This is a genomic window from Paenibacillus sp. FSL L8-0641, assembly GCF_038006265.1.
Classification (GTDB): domain Bacteria; phylum Bacillota; class Bacilli; order Paenibacillales; family Paenibacillaceae; genus Paenibacillus; species Paenibacillus polymyxa_D.
Genome location: NZ_JBBOUW010000001.1, coordinates 4191125 through 4207706, shown reverse-complemented (window position 1 = coordinate 4207706; position 16582 = coordinate 4191125). Strand labels below are relative to the sequence as shown.

10 protein-coding genes, 1 pseudogene and 2 riboswitches are annotated in these 16582 nt (G+C 44.2%); of the genes and pseudogenes, 4 read left to right on the top strand and 7 right to left on the bottom strand.

The annotated features are described in order from the left end of the window. Positions 1–17 precede the first annotated feature (17 nt). Positions 18–4448 (top strand): hypothetical protein, encoded by a 4431-nt coding sequence (locus MKY16_RS18975; RefSeq protein WP_340956604.1) that lies wholly within the window; start codon positions 18–20, stop codon positions 4446–4448. A gap of 42 nt (positions 4449–4490) precedes the next feature. Here the strand turns inward: MKY16_RS18975 and MKY16_RS18970 are convergent, their stop codons facing one another. Then, positions 4491–5186: a response regulator transcription factor gene (locus MKY16_RS18970; RefSeq protein WP_340956602.1), complete on the bottom strand. Its 696-nt coding sequence runs from the start codon at positions 5184–5186 to the stop codon at positions 4491–4493. Between the two features lie 160 nt (positions 5187–5346). Between MKY16_RS18970 and MKY16_RS18965 the strand changes: the two genes are divergently transcribed. Beyond that, positions 5347–6720: a sugar phosphate nucleotidyltransferase gene (locus tag MKY16_RS18965; protein ID WP_340957594.1), complete on the top strand. Its 1374-nt coding sequence runs from the start codon at positions 5347–5349 to the stop codon at positions 6718–6720. A 178-nt stretch (positions 6721–6898) separates the two neighbouring features. Here MKY16_RS18965 and MKY16_RS18960 read toward each other — a convergent pair whose 3' ends face one another. The 4 genes from MKY16_RS18960 to MKY16_RS18945 all read right to left on the bottom strand — a co-directional run bounded on the left by MKY16_RS18960 (position 6899) and on the right by MKY16_RS18945 (position 11732). After that, positions 6899–7417, bottom strand: coding sequence for a thioredoxin family protein (locus MKY16_RS18960; protein ID WP_039272589.1), 519 nt, complete (start codon positions 7415–7417; stop codon positions 6899–6901). A gap of 177 nt (positions 7418–7594) precedes the next feature. Beyond that, positions 7595–9451 (bottom strand): beta-glucoside-specific PTS transporter subunit IIABC, encoded by a 1857-nt coding sequence (locus MKY16_RS18955; RefSeq protein ID WP_340956600.1) that lies wholly within the window; start codon positions 9449–9451, stop codon positions 7595–7597. 233 nt (positions 9452–9684) lie between these two features. Next, positions 9685–10527 carry a BglG family transcription antiterminator LicT gene (gene licT, locus MKY16_RS18950; RefSeq protein ID WP_023990001.1) on the bottom strand — a complete coding sequence of 281 codons (843 nt, stop codon included), beginning with the start codon at positions 10525–10527 and terminating at the stop codon, positions 9685–9687. Between the two features lie 233 nt (positions 10528–10760). After that, complete coding sequence (locus tag MKY16_RS18945; protein WP_029518387.1) at positions 10761–11732, bottom strand: LacI family DNA-binding transcriptional regulator; 972 nt, start codon at positions 11730–11732, stop codon at positions 10761–10763. Positions 11733–11953: 221 nt separating this feature from the next. Here MKY16_RS18945 and MKY16_RS18940 point away from each other — a divergent pair. After that, a pseudogene (locus MKY16_RS18940) lies at positions 11954–12427 on the top strand (family 1 glycosylhydrolase); the annotation flags it as partial. A gap of 168 nt (positions 12428–12595) precedes the next feature. Beyond that, a riboswitch (glycine riboswitch) is annotated at positions 12596–12672 on the top strand. Positions 12673–12690: 18 nt separating this feature from the next. Then, positions 12691–12785: riboswitch (glycine riboswitch) on the top strand. Between the two features lie 160 nt (positions 12786–12945). Further along, the gene (locus MKY16_RS18935) at positions 12946–14364 is read left to right on the top strand and encodes an alanine/glycine:cation symporter family protein (protein ID WP_340956598.1); all 1419 of its coding nucleotides are present in this window, start codon (positions 12946–12948) and stop codon (positions 14362–14364) included. A 57-nt stretch (positions 14365–14421) separates the two neighbouring features. Here MKY16_RS18935 and MKY16_RS18930 read toward each other — a convergent pair whose 3' ends face one another. Together MKY16_RS18930 and MKY16_RS18925 are read right to left on the bottom strand one after the other, a co-directional pair. Beyond that, complete coding sequence (locus MKY16_RS18930) at positions 14422–15594, bottom strand: iron-containing alcohol dehydrogenase (protein WP_340956596.1); 1173 nt, start codon at positions 15592–15594, stop codon at positions 14422–14424. A 148-nt stretch (positions 15595–15742) separates the two neighbouring features. Beyond that, complete coding sequence (locus MKY16_RS18925; protein ID WP_250240135.1) at positions 15743–16570, bottom strand: carbohydrate ABC transporter permease; 828 nt, start codon at positions 16568–16570, stop codon at positions 15743–15745. Positions 16571–16582: the final 12 nt, after the last annotated feature.

Below are 16582 nucleotides of genomic sequence, written 5' to 3'. Positions count from 1 at the left end.
AAGAGAGGGGGACAAGCATGAAAAAATGGGTATTTCGCTATCGTTACGATATGGCGGCAATGATGTTGATGCTGATTGCGATTGTTGCATATCTTGCACCCATCTATGGACCAGGGCAAATTGTGTTTAGCGACATTGCTTTTGGAGCCACCTCTCATCGGTATCTGGAGGAAATAACCGGGGTATGGAACGAGCGATGGTCTACCTCGACCTTGTTCAATGCTCCACGTATCCTGTACATCTTGCCCTTCTATGGACTGTCACTCTTATTTGACGAAAGCGGACCGGTCTTGCTCAAGTCGTTTATTACAGGCTTGTTATTTGTTTCGGCATTTTCGATGTATGCCTTTGCCAAACGATTGGTTAGCGTGTATTATTCACCAAGCTTTACGAAGACCCGTATTTTTGCCATCATGGTCGGCTCGTTGTTTTATGCGTTGAATCCGTGGGTTATTTTCCGCATTCAGCATATTTATTTGCTCTGTGGATATAGTTTATTTCCGTTAATGCTGCGATTCTTTTTCAGTGCGGTGGACCCCAAGTTTCAAATTCAACAAATTAAAAACTATCATCCCCACAAGTTGTATCAGCGGAACTGGATCGACCTGTTTCTGTTGGCTGCGGTATTCACCGTTAGTGCTGCGGCAATTCACTATTTTTTCTTCGGCATGATTTATTTGGGCTTGTTCACCATGTTGCTATTGATCAAGCTGACCTGGACCCACCGTAAGGCTGGTCGCACCTATTTGCAGCCGTTATACGACAATTTTTTGCGTAAAGGGATCATTTTTGGCATGTTTTTCGGTCTGCTCAGTTTTTATTGGTTGTCTCTATATGTCGGTAGCATGTTGATGGACGCTCAAGCGTCTCAGCATAATATCAATGTCGTGGATACGTTGTCTCTGTTCAGCCGCAACAGCAGTTTAAATAATGTGGGTTATTTACTGAGCTATTGGTGGCCCATGTTTTCCTTGTCCTCACTGCCTGTCATGTTTTATGTAGGAGGGGGATTTTTGTTGCTATTGATCGGGTATGCGATGGTGACACGTTCACATAAAAATCCGATCATTCTGATCTTCTCGCTACTTACGCTGCTGTTTCTGGTTGCAGCTACCGGGACGACGTTCCCATCGATTGCCAAGTGGTTTGTCATTCTGGTTACGAAAACCCCTGTGATTGGTTCGGTTTTCCGTGATCCTAACAAATTTATTGGACTGATTGCCCTTAATTGCGGGGTGTTGCTGACCTTTGGTGTCATTCAATTTATGGAATGGTTCGGATCATCGCCGCTACAGCGTGTATATAAAAAGCTGGCGGTCGTTATCGTCGTCCTGTGTCTGGGGGTATATTTTGCTCCCTTGCGCACTCAGTTCATTGAGGGGTACTACAAGCCAGTACAAGTGCCGGAGGCTTATGGTCAAATGGCTGAAAAGCTGACTGATCCGGATCGTTTCGATAGCAAGGCATTATACTTTCCGATTGCTGACAATATGATTCAGAGCTATAACGGAGTAGCCACGCCCAAATGGAATAAAGGGAAGACCGCAAACGAAAAGGCAACCGGAGATTTTCAGGTATACTCTTCTCCTAAAAATACGGTCTTTCATCATGAGGGCAATGATCCCGGTATTACATACTATATGAATTTTCTACAGTATGTCATGGACAACGGATTAAGCTCCCGATTAGGTTGGCTGTTCTCTACCTTTGGTGTTAACCAGTTGGTCTACCATGATGAATATGTGGGACAGGAGAAGCGTCAGGATTTCCACCTCTCTCAGCTGGAAGGTCAGACCGGGCTGAAACGTACGTACCAGAACGGGCTATTTTCCATATTCAATCTCGACCAGACACCACCCTATATGAACATCCTTGCGAGTAAAATTGTAACACCTTACGGTTTTAGCCGGCTGGAGAGCTACAGCCATCTGCCTGGTTTTGATTTTAGCCGCTTTGGAGTGCTGTTCAGTGCGTTAAAGCCTGAGCTAAAAATCGTCCAGACGATTAACAAAGGGGATTATGTGGAAGCGGTGTCCTTTAATGACTTGCTATTGTCACAGCTTCCAGCAGAGGATTACTTACGGCCTTTTGATGCCATTGAGGATGGTAATGCCTTTTTAAAATGGTCCAAAACCTTTGCCTCGACCAACGATTGGTTGTGGTATTTATCCTCCCAAAATATACGGAACTTTCCGTTCGATATGGAAATGGATGCAGGGATTGCGGTCACCTTTGCCAGTAAGAAGCTGGATGTGGCCCCGTATCAGATGAGCAGCATCGAAGGGAAGACGGTTGTGGACTTTGATTCCATGTTGCGGACCGAAACCTTCTTCAAGCCGGATAACCCGCAGTTGTTCAGTGTGCAGGCTAATCCCCGTGAGGAATTGAATGATGTGCCAACTCTGCATGGCGAAATTATGAAGGGTGACCCGAGTAATATATGGCAGGTCGCTCGATCGGGTTTGCTGGAAGCCAAGGAAAATAATCCGTATCAGTTCCAAATTACTGTTTCCGGTCGCGGAACGAACAAAATGCATGTGAAAATGAGATTTTACGATAAGCAAATGCGTGAACTGGGGGTTAGCTATGTCGTGGCGCCTTCGGAGGGATATAATTTTGACAGTGTGAAATTTTACGGGGAATACGTGTCGCCGCCCGGCAGCTATTGGATGCGAATGGATTTGTTAACCCTGCAGCGTCCACAGCAAAAAAATTACTGGTGGATTCATGATATCCAGCTACGTGATTTGGGGCAATACAGTAAGCCTAACACGTTTACGATGCACAAAAAACTGGATCAACCTCAAACCTCGCATGTATATGCCAGAGTGTTTATGAATAAGGCAGGCGGGAAATTACAAGTCACGTTACCGGACAAAGTGGTTAGTATCAAGACCCAGGATGATGGTTTAAACCAATTTCAATGGGTCGATCTGGGAGAACATGTTTTTCCAAAAGGAGATACTCCAGTCACGGTTAATAACCTGCAAGGTTTTAATGCGGTCAATCAATTTGCGATTGTGCCTGTGGATCAGCTAGATCGGTTATCTTTTCCAGTGGAGCAGGCATTGAAGCGGGGCAAGCTCTTTTTCACCTTGGAGGCAGAGAACGATTTTAACGCCCAAGGGAATGTGCAGACGGAGCGTGCTTTGCCAAGACTTAGTATGGGGCGAGGGATCAGCTATCAGAAGGGGACGTTAAGCAGGGATGTGGAAGTCGCCAAAACGGGAACCTATGCCACAGCTATTTTGGCTAATCTACCTGCAGGATACCATGGGTCATTAACGATGAAGTGGGTGAATGAAGAGACGGGAGAGGTGCTGACCAGAACGATTCGTACGGAAGAGTCGTATAAGCGGTTACCCGCTACCTCTTTATCTGAAAAGCAGGTTATTGAAACGGTGCCCGATCAGGATGGTTTTGCCAAGAAAATCATACAAATTCCCGGTCTGCTGAACGACTATGGCCGAGTCGAATTTAAAAATCTGTTCCTAACCAAGGGAAAGTATCGCTTAACCCTTGTCCTGGATAGTCAGGTGCCTTCATTGAGCCGTTTTGGAGATATTCATCGAATGGGTGGCCAGGAAGTGACGGTGATGCCGCGGGAGGATACGAAGGAATCATTGAGCACGACGGATGTCGGATGTGTAGCGGATATACGACCTGGACAGACGAAGCTATCAATCATGGACGAAGGGCTCTCTATCCGTTACGCACCTAGCTATTCCTGTGACTGGAATATTTATGCGTCCAAGAAAATGAAGGCCGAGCCGCTGCAAGAGTATGCCGTGCAGTTGGATGCGCGATCCGAACAAGTTGGAAGTCGGCACATGAAGGTCATTTTTTTGAATAAAGCGTCCCAGGTTCTTCAAACCTCCTATATTGATGAGGTGGAGGAGAGAGATAAGGAACAATGGAATCATTATGATCAAATTGTGAAGGCACCGGCAGGAACCGCCATGATGCAGTTTCAAATTTTAGCGCATGCGCACAAGAAGCAGTCAGGCTTATTTCAAATGAAGGAATATTCCATTATCCCTTATCAAGCCATGATTACAGTGGATCAATTTACGTTGTTTGAGGGAACGGATATGGATACCTTTTTTATGGTTCCACATACTTCGGAAAGCATTCAGGCTACTCGTGAAAATTCCATGGAACGCAGTTTTACGCTATATAATCCAACGCATCAGCAGGTGCTGATCCGGGAGACCGAATCACCTAATCCACTGTGGGAGTTCAGACTGGGTAACGAAAATCAGCGAGCCCGTCTGTCCGTCAATGGAGTGACTACCGGATTCATTACCAATGGTAACGGGAACGGGAAAGTCGTCGTTATTCTGGCTTCCGCCTACCGTTTCGGCTGGGTGCTGTTCCTCATAGGGATATTGGGTGGAGCAGCTTGTTTTCTTCCTTATCGGCGATGGAAGAAGCGAAATCTTCCATAAAAAGCAAGCTGCTCAGTGGGGAAATGGGTAGCCATGATACGACTACATCTCATATTTGTAGCCTCTGCCCCATACAGTACGGATGTGCTTAGGATTTTTAGGGTCACGTTCTATTTTTTTGCGGAGGCTGGAAATATGTACGTCGATAGTGCGATCCAGATAAGCGCCATCTCCGCCTTTGATCCGATCCATCAGCTCACTGCGGGTAAAGACTTTACCTGGATTGCAGGACATTTCTTTTATAATAGAAAATTCGATTTGAGTGACTTCTATTTCTTGGTCATCGACTAACAGACAATGACGGTAATCATTCACCCAAACCCTTACCTTTTTAATCTTTTGAGTTACCGTTTGCGATTCAGTGAGCATGTTGCGGCCGCAGCGGCGCAGCAGGGCTTTGATGCGGGCATTTAACTCTATCAGACTGAACGGCTTGCATAAGAAGTCATCTGCTCCGTCATCCAGAGCCTTTATTCTTATATTCAGCACGGTGTTATTAGAGATGACCAGCATAGGGACTGTGGTAAATTGACGGATTTGGCTGATCAGCGCACATTCGACTTTACCGGAAAACATTAGAGCGGTCACAATAATATCCGGCTTAAAACGCATAAGTGTAGGAATTGCAAGTTTAGAGTCATAAATAAGCTCGGTATGATAGCCTTCCTCCTGAAGGTGAAGAGCAATCATATCTGCCAAACTTTTTTGATCTTCAATGATGAGTATTTTTATGGGCATGACTGACATCTCCTGTACAGACAAAGATACAATAGCATTGCATAATCATGTATTTGCCACGATAATACATACTTATGTATTCGGCAGAAATGCGAAAAATGAACAGTCTTATAATGTAAGAAAAATATTAATTTACAGGAAGAAGGTTGCATCTTTGCGAATGATTTTATTATCTGGAGGTTCGGGTAAACGTCTGTGGCCCTTATCCAATGTGAACCGTCCCAAGCAGTTTCTTTCCATACTACGTCACGACGAACGGCCCGAAAGTATGCTGCAACGAATATGGAGGCAATTAGATGAGGCGAATTTGGCAGATGAGGCCTATTTTTCGACGAGTGGAACTCAGGCCGAGCTGATTCGAGGACAAATTGGCGGAGATGCTGTAGTGATTGAGGAGCCGACTCAGCGAGATACTTTCCCGGCCATTTCCCTGGCTACGGCCTACTTGCATGACGTTGCAGGCGCATCACTCGACGAGATCGTAGGGGTCATGCCTGTGGACGGGTATGCGGGAGATGAATTTTTTGAGCATCTGCGCAGGCTTCCTTCCATATTAGAGCAATCAGGAAGCCATATCGCATTAATGGGGGCTGCTCCGACGGAACCCTCTGATAAATACGGATATATTGTGCCTTCAGCCTCTCCTTCACTTGACCAGCCATATTATAGGGTTAGTTCATTTGTAGAAAAGCCGGATCTGATTCGTTCAGAAGCGTTGATCCGTGAAGGGGCCTTATGGAATTGCGGGGTGTTTGCTTTTAGACTGGGCTTTTTATTGGATATTCTGAAGCAAATGGGTATACCAGCCGACTATGAATCTCTTTCGACAAATTATGCAGACTTGCCTAAAACTAGCTTCGATATCGCGGTAGTAGAGCATACTCATAAGCTCTCTGTGCTTCCATATCATGGAGAGTGGAGAGACTTGGGCACATGGGATTCGTTGGTGAGAGAAGTAAGCTCGAAGCTGAGTGGTCCAGGATATATTTCAGAAGCTTCACATGACTCGCATATCATCAATGAACTGGAGATTCCGGTCAGTATCTGGAATGTCCCGGACATTATCGTCGTTGCCGGGCCGGATGGCGTGCTGGTTACGGATCGGCAGTCATCCACAGGAATTAAGGATATGGTGGCGGAAATTGAAATCGGACCACGTTTTGAGGAGCGCTTCTGGGGAAAGCAAACGGTGTTATCCCATCAAGCGGCAGCAAGTGGATTGCAGACAGTGACCAAACGCGTGGTCATTTCAAACGGGAGATTTATCAGCTATCATGAGCATCAGTTTCGTAAAGAAGTTTGGACTATAGTTTCTGGAACCGGGAGTGTCTCTATCAATGGCGTGATACAGACAGTCAGCCCCGGTGAGGTCATCGTCATTGAACCCGGTACAAAGCATTTTATAGGGGCAGTAGAAGGAGATTTAGAATTCATTGAGTCACAAATCGGACATATCGTATCCGAAACGGATATTATCCGTTATGAATTTCCTGATTCGATTGACGACCATACTCATGAAGTGTCTACAATATAGGGACTGATAGATACGAACGAGGTTTATCAGAAGGCAGTGAAGAGTAGTAGGAACTATTTTTTATTAGAGCTTAAATGCCTGTGCATTCCTAAAAAGGTATTCATGCGTTATACGAATGAATACCTTTTTTTGCATAAACAGTTCTCTGTGTTTGTAATGAATTGAATAGAAAAGAGACTTATAAAATAATAATTTTCTTGGAAGTCAGCCACTCTTTTACAGCATCCGTACTGAGGTCTCTTTTGGGCGTCCATTCTATTTTATCAACCAGCTTGCCGTTTCTGAATTCTGCAATAGTGGGGGTGTATTTAACGTTGTAATCCTCTTTGAATTTATTCCATTGAGGCTTGTCCTTATGGATTTTGTGAACGTTCAAAAAAGTAATTTTAGAGCCTAGATTATACTGTTCGATCATCTTGTTAAAGTTAGGCTCAAACCGATTGCAGTCGCCACAACTCGGTCTGCCGATATAGACAAATACACTTTGATCCTGTTGAATCAAACGCTTAAAACCATCAACTGTAACCGCATTCAAGTGGTCATATATTTCGGGGTAATTGCTTTTGCTCGCTTGGATTTCTTTGTCTTTTTGTTGAACAACCTGCTCCAGATCCTGAAATTTAACTACAGCTGAAATAGCGATAGCAATGACAAGCAACACAATGACACTTAACCCGGCGATATATCCTTTTTTCACAGAAATCCTCCTTTTTTTACATTCTTACGCTTACAATAAATGATATTTCCATTTTTCACTGTAACACTTGTCTCATTATGTATAAAAAAAGAAGCTTTCCATTGGGAAAGCTTCTTTAGTCAGCATTGAAAACGCTCCTGGGATTTATGCAAAATGCCCTAGTCTGATAATTAAATGTTAGACCACAACAGTCAACAAGTAATCCTCACGCTTCACTTCAGTTTCCATTGTGTTCAATACGTCCAGGTATTGAGCGGAATTTGTTACGATAATCGGCGTAGTCGTTGTATAGCCTGCCGCCTTAATTTGTTCGATATCAAATTCGAGCAACAATTGCCCTTGCTTCACTACATCACCCTCTTTGACGCGCTTGTCAAAGAATTGTCCTTTCAGCTTCACTGTATTCACACCAACGTGAATCAGAATTTCTGCTCCGTCATTGGAAGTAATACCGATGGCATGTCCGGTTGGGAATACGGTCGTAATCGTTCCATTGACAGGAGATGTCAGCACACCCTCTGTAGGATCAATAAGGATTCCTTTCCCCATAGCACCTGAAGCAAAAGCAACATCAGAAGATTGTTCCAAAGGCAATACTTTACCTTGCAGTGGGCTTACGAGAATTTCTTTCTCGATTGTCACTTCTTTCTTTATAGGCGCAGCTTCTGTTTTGGCAGTTTCTTCTTTTGGATCATCAAAGCCCAAAATCATAACCAACACAACTGCGAGTACAAAGGCAACGAGCAAACCGATGACTACCCACAAGAATCCAGTTCCAAAATAAGTTGGCAGCGCCAGTAAACTAGGTAGGGAGAAGGATTTTGCAGTCGCTCCGCCAGAAGCGATAATAGCGCCCCCAATACCACCGGATATACAAGCATAAATGAAAGGTTTTTTCAATTTCAAAGTTACACCATAAATCGTTGGTTCAGTAATCCCGAATACAGCTGCCAGTGTAGATGAACCAGCCAAAGCCTTCATCTGGGTGTTCCGTGATTTCAGGAATACCCCCAGTGTTGCACCGGCTTGAGAAAGTACAGCTGCTGTAAGCATCGGAAGCATCGTGTCATAACCCAATGTAGCAATATTGGATAGCATGATAGGAACGAAACCCCAATGCACGCCGAAAATAACAAACACTTGCCAGAACGCTCCAGCAACAGCACCGGCGATCAATGGGCTTAAATTGTATACCCATGTAAAACCGTTCGCCAAGCCCTGACTGATCAGGTTACCGACTGGACCAAAGGCCAAAAACGTCAACGGAACAACGACCAGCAGAGACAGCATAGGTACGATAATGTTTTTAACTGATTGATGGATAAAGGAATTGAACCAGCGTTCCACATAGGACTGTACCCATACCGCGAGAATAATTGGGATTACGCTGGAACTGTATTTTATCAGAATGATTGGAATCCCGAGAAAAGCCAGTTTTGCCGGATGGTCCACCGCTGCAATAACATCCGGGTACACGAGTGCTCCAGCAACTGCGACCGATACAAAGGCATTTGTCTTAAATTTACGGGACGAAGTAATAGCTAGGAATATAGGCAAGAAATAAAATACGCTGTCCGAAGCGGCGTTCAAAATGAGATACGTACCGCTTATAGTATCAATCCAATGAAGCGACGCAATTAAGGCCATAATCCCTTTGAGCAAACCTGCTCCGGCAAGAGCACCCAAGAGAGGTGAGAAAATGCTGGAAATGATATCGACCGCTTTGCCAAGAACATTTGTTTTTTCGGAAGATTCTCCCTTTTTGGCATTAGGATTGTCTGCATCCTGCAAATTCGTTTCTGCCATCATATGCTCAAATACTTGACCTACATTGTTGCCGATGACCACTTGGAACTGGCCGCTGCTTTCCACCACTGTAATGACACCAGGTGTTGCTTCCAGTGCAGCTTTGTCTGCTTTTGTGCGATCTTTTAATTTAAATCTCAAGCGTGTAGCGCAATGGAATACGGAATTGACATTCTCTTCGCCGCCAACGAGAGTCACTATTTTTTTAGATAGTTCTTTATCACTCATATTTAGAACTCCTTATGGGTTATTCTTGCTACTGATAGGGTTTACTGTTTACATTTGTTGCTAAGATGCGCCGGCATGCATCTTTTTAACCTTGTAAACAAGAAAAACCTAAACTCGTGGTGAAAACTGCGCACTCTCTCCTATAGAGGAACGTCGATTTCACCATCAGTTTAGGTTTTGCCTGCCTTACCAGTCACAATCCATGAACGATGAGGGGTATGAAGTTGTTAGTCTTATATGTTATTACGCTCAGTAACCCGATGAATATGGATAGTTAGATATACGTATTCATCCTTGCTTAAATATTGATCGTATGTTTTTTCCAGATACTCATTGATCTTTTGGGCACAAGCAAAAGCTTCGGTATACGTCTGCTTCACCTGGTTGTACAAAAATTCTTCACCACTGTGAATGACTTCTTTACGAATCACTCGCATCGCAAAATATTGCAAATGTGTCAAAAATCTCGAATAGCTAAAAGAAGACTCATCCAGCACAATCCCGTAATGGTACGTAATAATGTTCAATATATGTTGGACAATTTCAGTCATTTTCAGTGTAGATTTCATTTCGTTACCGTCAATCCGTGCATTCACCATATGCAATGCAATAAATCCCGCTTCATCTTCGCCCAATTTTACTCCGAGCGTATTTTCAATTTTTTGGAGAGCATCCAGTCCAACTGCAAATTCCTTTTTGTAAAAGCGTTTAATTTCATACAGCATCGCGTTTTGGAGTGCCAGTCCTTTTTCTTGCCGTTGTATGGCAAAATGAATATGGTCGGTCAACGTTAAATAAATATTATCGCTTAACTCCGTATCCAACACTTCTGTTGCATGGGTTACGATTTCATTCACGACCTCCAGATGAGATACAGGAATATCGTTCAGCAGCTCGGTTAGTTTGGCCGTGAACTCGTTTTCATTTAACATGAAAATCTTATCTATTTTATCATCATCGACTTGATCGCCAGCCACCTTTTTGAAGGAAATACCTCTTCCCATCACGATGACCTCTTTGCCTTTATCGTTTTTAGTCAATAGGACGTTGTTATTGAGCACCTTCTCAATAATCATTGAAGTTCCCCCTCCCATCCTTTACCAATAAAAAATGCCTAAGCACAATTCAATACTATTGTTAGCAATAGTACTCAATTGAACTCAGGCATTGCCCGCATCACCGGTCACAATCCTTCGATATAGTGCTATTGTAGCACAAAAAAAAGCGATTTCAACATTTTTTATTCTGTTTCGACAAAAAACATTTTATATCAAGGCCCTTTTGCCTAATTTGCAAGTAAAGCGTTACCTTATGTGGTCGTACGTTCAATGAGGCTGTACTCTAGCGAATGAAGCTCCATTTGGCGTCCAATCAGCTGGGGGGAAAGCATGAAAAAAGCATTTTGTGCTTGAGCCATGATGGGATTTTGAATCGTTGTAATCCCCAACGTATGCGACAGCTCCGTGTTATCGAATCCAACAATCGCCAGATCTCCCGGTACGTTCAGCCGTTGTCTGCGTGCTTCGCAGAGAATGCCCACGGCTACATAATCGTTAGCACATAAAATAGCCTCTGGGAATTCCCCCCGATGCTGTAACAAATCCCGTACGACCTGTTCGCCATCACGGATATTATAAATAGAAGAGTGATTCCAGTGTTGCAACACTGGCAGATTGTGCTCACTCATGATCTGCTCATAGGCTCGCTGTCTGCTGTGGGTATTAATGCTGCTTGGACGACCAAAAGCATTGGCTATACGAGTATAGCCTTTTTGTATCAAATGCTTTAGTGCTAGCATGTAACCTTCATATTGATCCATTGCCACGGAGCGAATATCGGTATGCTCCATTCGTTGCCAGGCTACGATTGGGCCATATTTACAATAGGTACTCAAAAAATCAGTGTCATTCACGCAGGAAATGATGACCAGCGCGTCGACTCTTTTTCTTTTTAAATCTTCAAAAGCTTGAAGCTCTTTCTTTTTGTCTTCTCCCGAAGTATAAATAATGGTCTGGAATTCATATTGTCCGGCGATTTCTACAAAGCTGTCCAGAAAAGCAAGAACAATTTCATTAATCGTTGAAGTGATGATACCAATCTGAAGCGTCTGACCCTTGGATAGGGAAATGGCATTCCGATTAGGAACATAATCTAATTCCTGCATGATTTTCAAAATCTTAGCTCTTGTTTCATGACTGACATGGGGGGACTGATTTAATACTCTGGATACCGTAGCCTTGGAAAAGCCCGCCAGTTTTGCAATTTGATCAAGATTCGACATGGAGCTTCTCCTCACATAAGAAAAAAATACTTGACATGAAACGCGTTACAACAATTAGGATGCTTATGAGGGCATTACGTCTATTTTAAAGCATCTGTCAATGCATTTCAAAGGAGAACGGTTACCGTTAGGTATGGATTCACATTTGCAGCATTTGATGGGGTTACTTAGGCCAAAGTAAAAATCTTATATACGGAAAGAGGTCTTTATACCATGACGATGTATCGGCAGGTCCAGAAGGCGAGAAAGCAGCAGGAAACCTGATTGGTGGCGTGAAAAATCCGTATCTGCAGTCCTCCGACTGGGGATGGCAGATCGATCCGATCGGCCTGCGTGTTACACTGAATACGTTTTATGATCGCTATCAAAAGCCGCTGTTCATCGTGGAAAATGGCTTGGGTGCATATGATAAGGTGGAGGAAGATGGCTCTGTGCATGACACATATCGCATTGATTACTTGCGTCAGCATATTGCCCAAATGAAGGAAGCGATTGCCGACGGTGTTGATCTGATTGGTTACACCAGCTGGGGCCCTATCGACCTTGTGAGCATGTCTACTTCCGAAATGTCCAAGCGCTACGGATTTATTTACGTTGATCTGGATGATGACGGTAACGGAACGCTCAAACGCTCCAAAAAAGACTCTTTTAATTGGTATAAAAATGTGATAGCAACCAACGGTGAAGAATTGTAATTCCATATCATCTCGGGCGGGTATAGCAGGGGACATCCTAAGGATGCGATCTGCTGTACCCGCTTTTTTGATAGACTCAATAATAATATTTCAGAGGGCTTCACAAACTTTTCACTTGTAATAAGCTGAAAGTTTTCTGTATAATGAATAAAAATTTCATATGTCTGGTTGATGTTTGCGGGAGATGGAACGAAGGTTCCGACCGAAGGGGCAAAACTCTCAGGTGCTTAGGCTGTTTACAGCCACAAGCGGGGACCGTAAACGGACAGAACTCTGGAGAGACCCTTAATTGGGCGCCGAAGGTGCACCGCAGAGAACATCTGCTTAAACTCTCAGGCAAAAGGACAGAGACGCGAATAACCTGTGACAGGGAATACCCTAGGCTTTTTTATGAGCTATTAGAGGTAGAAACCTGCACAAGATGGTTGTATTTTTTCGTGCCTTTAACCTCTCCAGGAGTCGAATCAGCTGATTTGACTCTTTTTTGTTTTCTAATATGTTGGAGGAGCGGGTTGAAAATGAATTTGGTACATGTGTTAGAAACGATTGACAGCTGGATATGGGGAGCGCCGCTTCTTATTCTCGTGATGGGCACGGGGTTGTGGCTAACGATCCGCTTGAAGCTGCTTCAGGTTATTCGATTGCCTTTGGCGCTCAAGCTAATTGGTAAAGCGCCGGACGAAGGTAGCGGAGATGTAAGCAGCTTCGGTGCATTGAGTACGGCACTGGCAGCTACTGTAGGTACAGGAAGTATTGTTGGCGTGGCGACAGCGATCAAGCTGGGTGGGCCCGGTTCATTATTCTGGATGCTGGTTGCAGCTTTTTTCGGGATGGCAACCAAATATGCGGAAGGATTATTATCCGTTAAATACCGTGTTAAAGACCGGAACGGACAATTTTCGGGTGGTCCGATGTATTATATTGAAAACGGACTTGGCCGCCGTTTCAAGCCGCTGGCGATGTTGTTTGCCTTTTCTGGTGTTCTTGTAGCCCTATTTGGAATCGGTACTTTTCCGCAAGTAAAGGCTATCGTTTCTTCGACGGAAAGTAGCTTTGGAGTGCCAACGGTAGTTACAGCGATCATTATTTCCGTGTTAACTGCTGTTGTTACGATTGGAGGACTCAAAAGTATTGCCAAGGTATCCACAAAGATTGTTCCATTCATGTCGGGGCTCTATATCGTAGTTTGCTTAATTGTACTCATTAAGTTTGCAGGAGAGCTTCCTCATGCGATTGCTTTAGTATTACAAGGGGCCTTCTCGACCACATCTGCAACGGGTGGATTTGCCGGAGCGACGATTATGTTGGCGATGCGAAGTGGAGTTGCCAGAGGTATTTTTGCTAATGAAGCCGGTTTGGGAAGTGCGCCAATTGCAGCAGCTGCTGCTAAGACGAAATGGCCTGCAGAACAAGGGTTGATATCCATGACAGGCGTATTTATCGATACGATGATTATTTGTAATCTGACGGGATTTACGTTGCTGGTTACGGGAATATGGAGTGGAAATGACGATGGAGGTCTGATGACCCAGCATGCGTTTTCCAGTGCCTTTCCGGCTGGTGCAGAACTCGTGACGATTAGCCTTATTTTATTTGCATTCACAACGATACTGGGCTGGAATTACTACGGGGAACGTTGTGTTGAATATTTACTGGGTGTCAAATGGATTAAACCATACCGTTATTTGTTCATCGCACTTGTGGCAGGAGGTGCGTTCATCAAGTTGGAAGCCATTTGGCTGCTGGCAGATATCTTTAACGCAATGATGGCTTTCCCGAACCTGATTGCACTGCTTGGTTTGTCAGGCATTGTCGTTGCAGAAACCCGAATCTATATGGATTCTCTGAATTCTAGTAAGAAAAAGGGCATTCTTGCAGGTGCCAGTGTAGGGGCAGCTATTCAAGTAGAAGAAAAGGGACACACGGTTAATTCATAAATTCCAAAAGGGAGTGCCTTCAGCCATCACAGGCTTGAGGACACTCCCTTTTGAATGTTATAACGATGCACGCAAAATAGCTAAAATATCTTCTTGATTCAGCTTTTTATAATTACCGAAGCCTCCATATTCCATTTCACGGGCTGCAATGGTTGCGATTTTTTCCAATTGCTCATCATTAATATTGTAATCGGCCAGGGTGGAAGGGGCACCGAGACTTGTCCAGAATGCACTAAGACGGTCAATACCCTCCAAAGCGATTTCTCTATCTGTTTTATCTACGGTGTCTAAGTCAAACATGCTGAGCATCAGCCGTTTCATGCGTGCAGCATCCTGATCGACCGTATGTCTCATCCAGTTGGGGAATAGGATCGCCAGACCGCCAGCATGAGGAATATCATATACAGCAGATAATGCATGTTCAATCGTATGCGAAGCCCAGTCCCCGAAGTAGCCCATTTGCAGTGTTCCGTTAAGAGCAATCGTTCCGGCATATAAAATCGTTTCACGATGCTCGTAGTTGTGCAAATCCTCCAGCAGTTTAGGTGCAGTTTCGATCACGGTTTGCAGCACGGAAAAGCACATACGATCTTGCAACGGTGTATTTTTAACATTGTGAAAATACTGTTCAAACACATGGCTCATCATATCCACCATGCCATATACCGTCTGATCACGTGGCACAGAGAAGGTGTTTTTTGGGTCCAGAATCGAAAACTTCGGATGCGTCACCGCGCTGCCCCATACGTATTTTTCGTTCGTTTCCCAGTTGGTGATGACAGAATCCGGATTCATTTCTGAACCGGTGGCGGCGAGTGTGAGGATGGTGCCGAATGGTAGAGCCTCGGTCGGCATGTGCTTTTTGTTGATAATATCCCACACATCGCCGTCATATTTAGCCCCTGCTGCGATGGCTTTGGTGCAATCAATAACGCTTCCGCCGCCTACTGCAAGTAAGAAGTCGATGTTTTCATTTCGGCAAATGTCGATGCCCTTCTTAACGGTGGACAAGCGCGGATTCGGCTCTACGCCGGACAATTCATGAATGTTAAGATGTAGCGGCTCTAACGCGTTTAATACCTGGTCATACAGACCATTTCGCTTGGCACTTCCGCCTCCGTATATCAGTAAAATATTTTTGCCGTAATTCAGCAGCTCCTGCTGCAGTTCTTCAATTTGATTGTCTCCAAATATTAATTTGGTGGGGTTATAATATGTGAATTTGTTCATCTGGAAAGTTCCCCTCAGTTCATAGTTCATGTTCAAATCGTAAATCGCTTAACCTGATTGCCTGTTGAATACCTAACTTTACCATGTAAGCTATTTGAAATGACGATTAACTATTATACATGAAATGAATAAGGGAATTCAAATAAATCTAATCTTTGACCGCTCCGGCGGCAAGATCGGAAATAAACTGGCGGCTAATGAAAAGAAATAAAATTATAAGTGGCAGTACAGCAAGCAGGGTGCCCGCAATGACCATCGCATAATCCGTATTGTATATCCCGTTTAATTGTGACAGTGCAATCTGGAGTGTGAATTTACGCTCATCCGTTAAGACGATTAACGGCCATAAATAATCATTCCAGGCTCCTATAAAGGTAAACGCGCCGAGAAAAGCGAACGCAGGACGTAGAATAGGCAGTGCTACATTCAAGTACAGCCGAAAAAAGCTGCATCCGTCCATCCGCCCCGCATCCAGCAGCTCCTTTGGAATGGATTCTTCCGCATATTGACGAATCCAGAAAATGCCGAAGGCATTTACCATCCCCGGGATAATAAGCGCTTTGAACGTACCTACCCATCCAAAGGTGGCCATCATGACAAAGGAGGGGACAAGCGAAAGTTGTGAAGGGACCATCATTGTAGCTAGCAGAACGATAAATAGCACTTTTTTGCCCGGAAAATCAAACTTGGCGAATGCAAAACCTGCCAGTGAATCGAAAAACAGAACCAATAGGGTAACAGAACCGGCTACAAAAAGGGTATTAAAAAAGGCTCCGGCAAAATTAATCTGCTGCAATACTCTCGTTATGTTATCCAAGAAGTGGCTACCAAACCACAATTGCGGTGGAAAACGATAGATGTCTGAAGTTGTACGGGTTGCCATGACGATCAGCCAGTAAAATGGAAACATCGACAGGATGATTCCCACCAACAATCCGGCATATAAAACAAAGGATTTTGCACGTGTCTGCATCATGTTGTGAAGCTC

Excerpts from the sequence above, each read along its gene's own strand:
- MKY16_RS18935 (WP_340956598.1), top strand. The coding sequence starts at position 12,946 with ATGAATTTGGTACATGTGTTAGAAACGATTGACAGCTGGATATGGGGA.
- MKY16_RS18955 (WP_340956600.1), bottom strand. The coding sequence starts at position 9,451 with ATGAGTGATAAAGAACTATCTAAAAAAATAGTGACTCTCGTTGGCGGC.
- MKY16_RS18975 (WP_340956604.1), top strand. The coding sequence starts at position 18 with ATGAAAAAATGGGTATTTCGCTATCGTTACGATATGGCGGCAATGATG.
- MKY16_RS18930 (WP_340956596.1), bottom strand. The coding sequence starts at position 15,594 with ATGAACAAATTCACATATTATAACCCCACCAAATTAATATTTGGAGAC.
- MKY16_RS18965 (WP_340957594.1), top strand. The coding sequence starts at position 5,347 with ATGATTTTATTATCTGGAGGTTCGGGTAAACGTCTGTGGCCCTTATCC.
- MKY16_RS18970 (WP_340956602.1), bottom strand. The coding sequence starts at position 5,186 with ATGCCCATAAAAATACTCATCATTGAAGATCAAAAAAGTTTGGCAGAT.
- MKY16_RS18925 (WP_250240135.1), bottom strand. The coding sequence starts at position 16,570 with ATGATGCAGACACGTGCAAAATCCTTTGTTTTATATGCCGGATTGTTG.
- MKY16_RS18945 (WP_029518387.1), bottom strand. The coding sequence starts at position 11,732 with ATGTCGAATCTTGATCAAATTGCAAAACTGGCGGGCTTTTCCAAGGCT.
- licT (WP_023990001.1), bottom strand. The coding sequence starts at position 10,527 with ATGATTATTGAGAAGGTGCTCAATAACAACGTCCTATTGACTAAAAAC.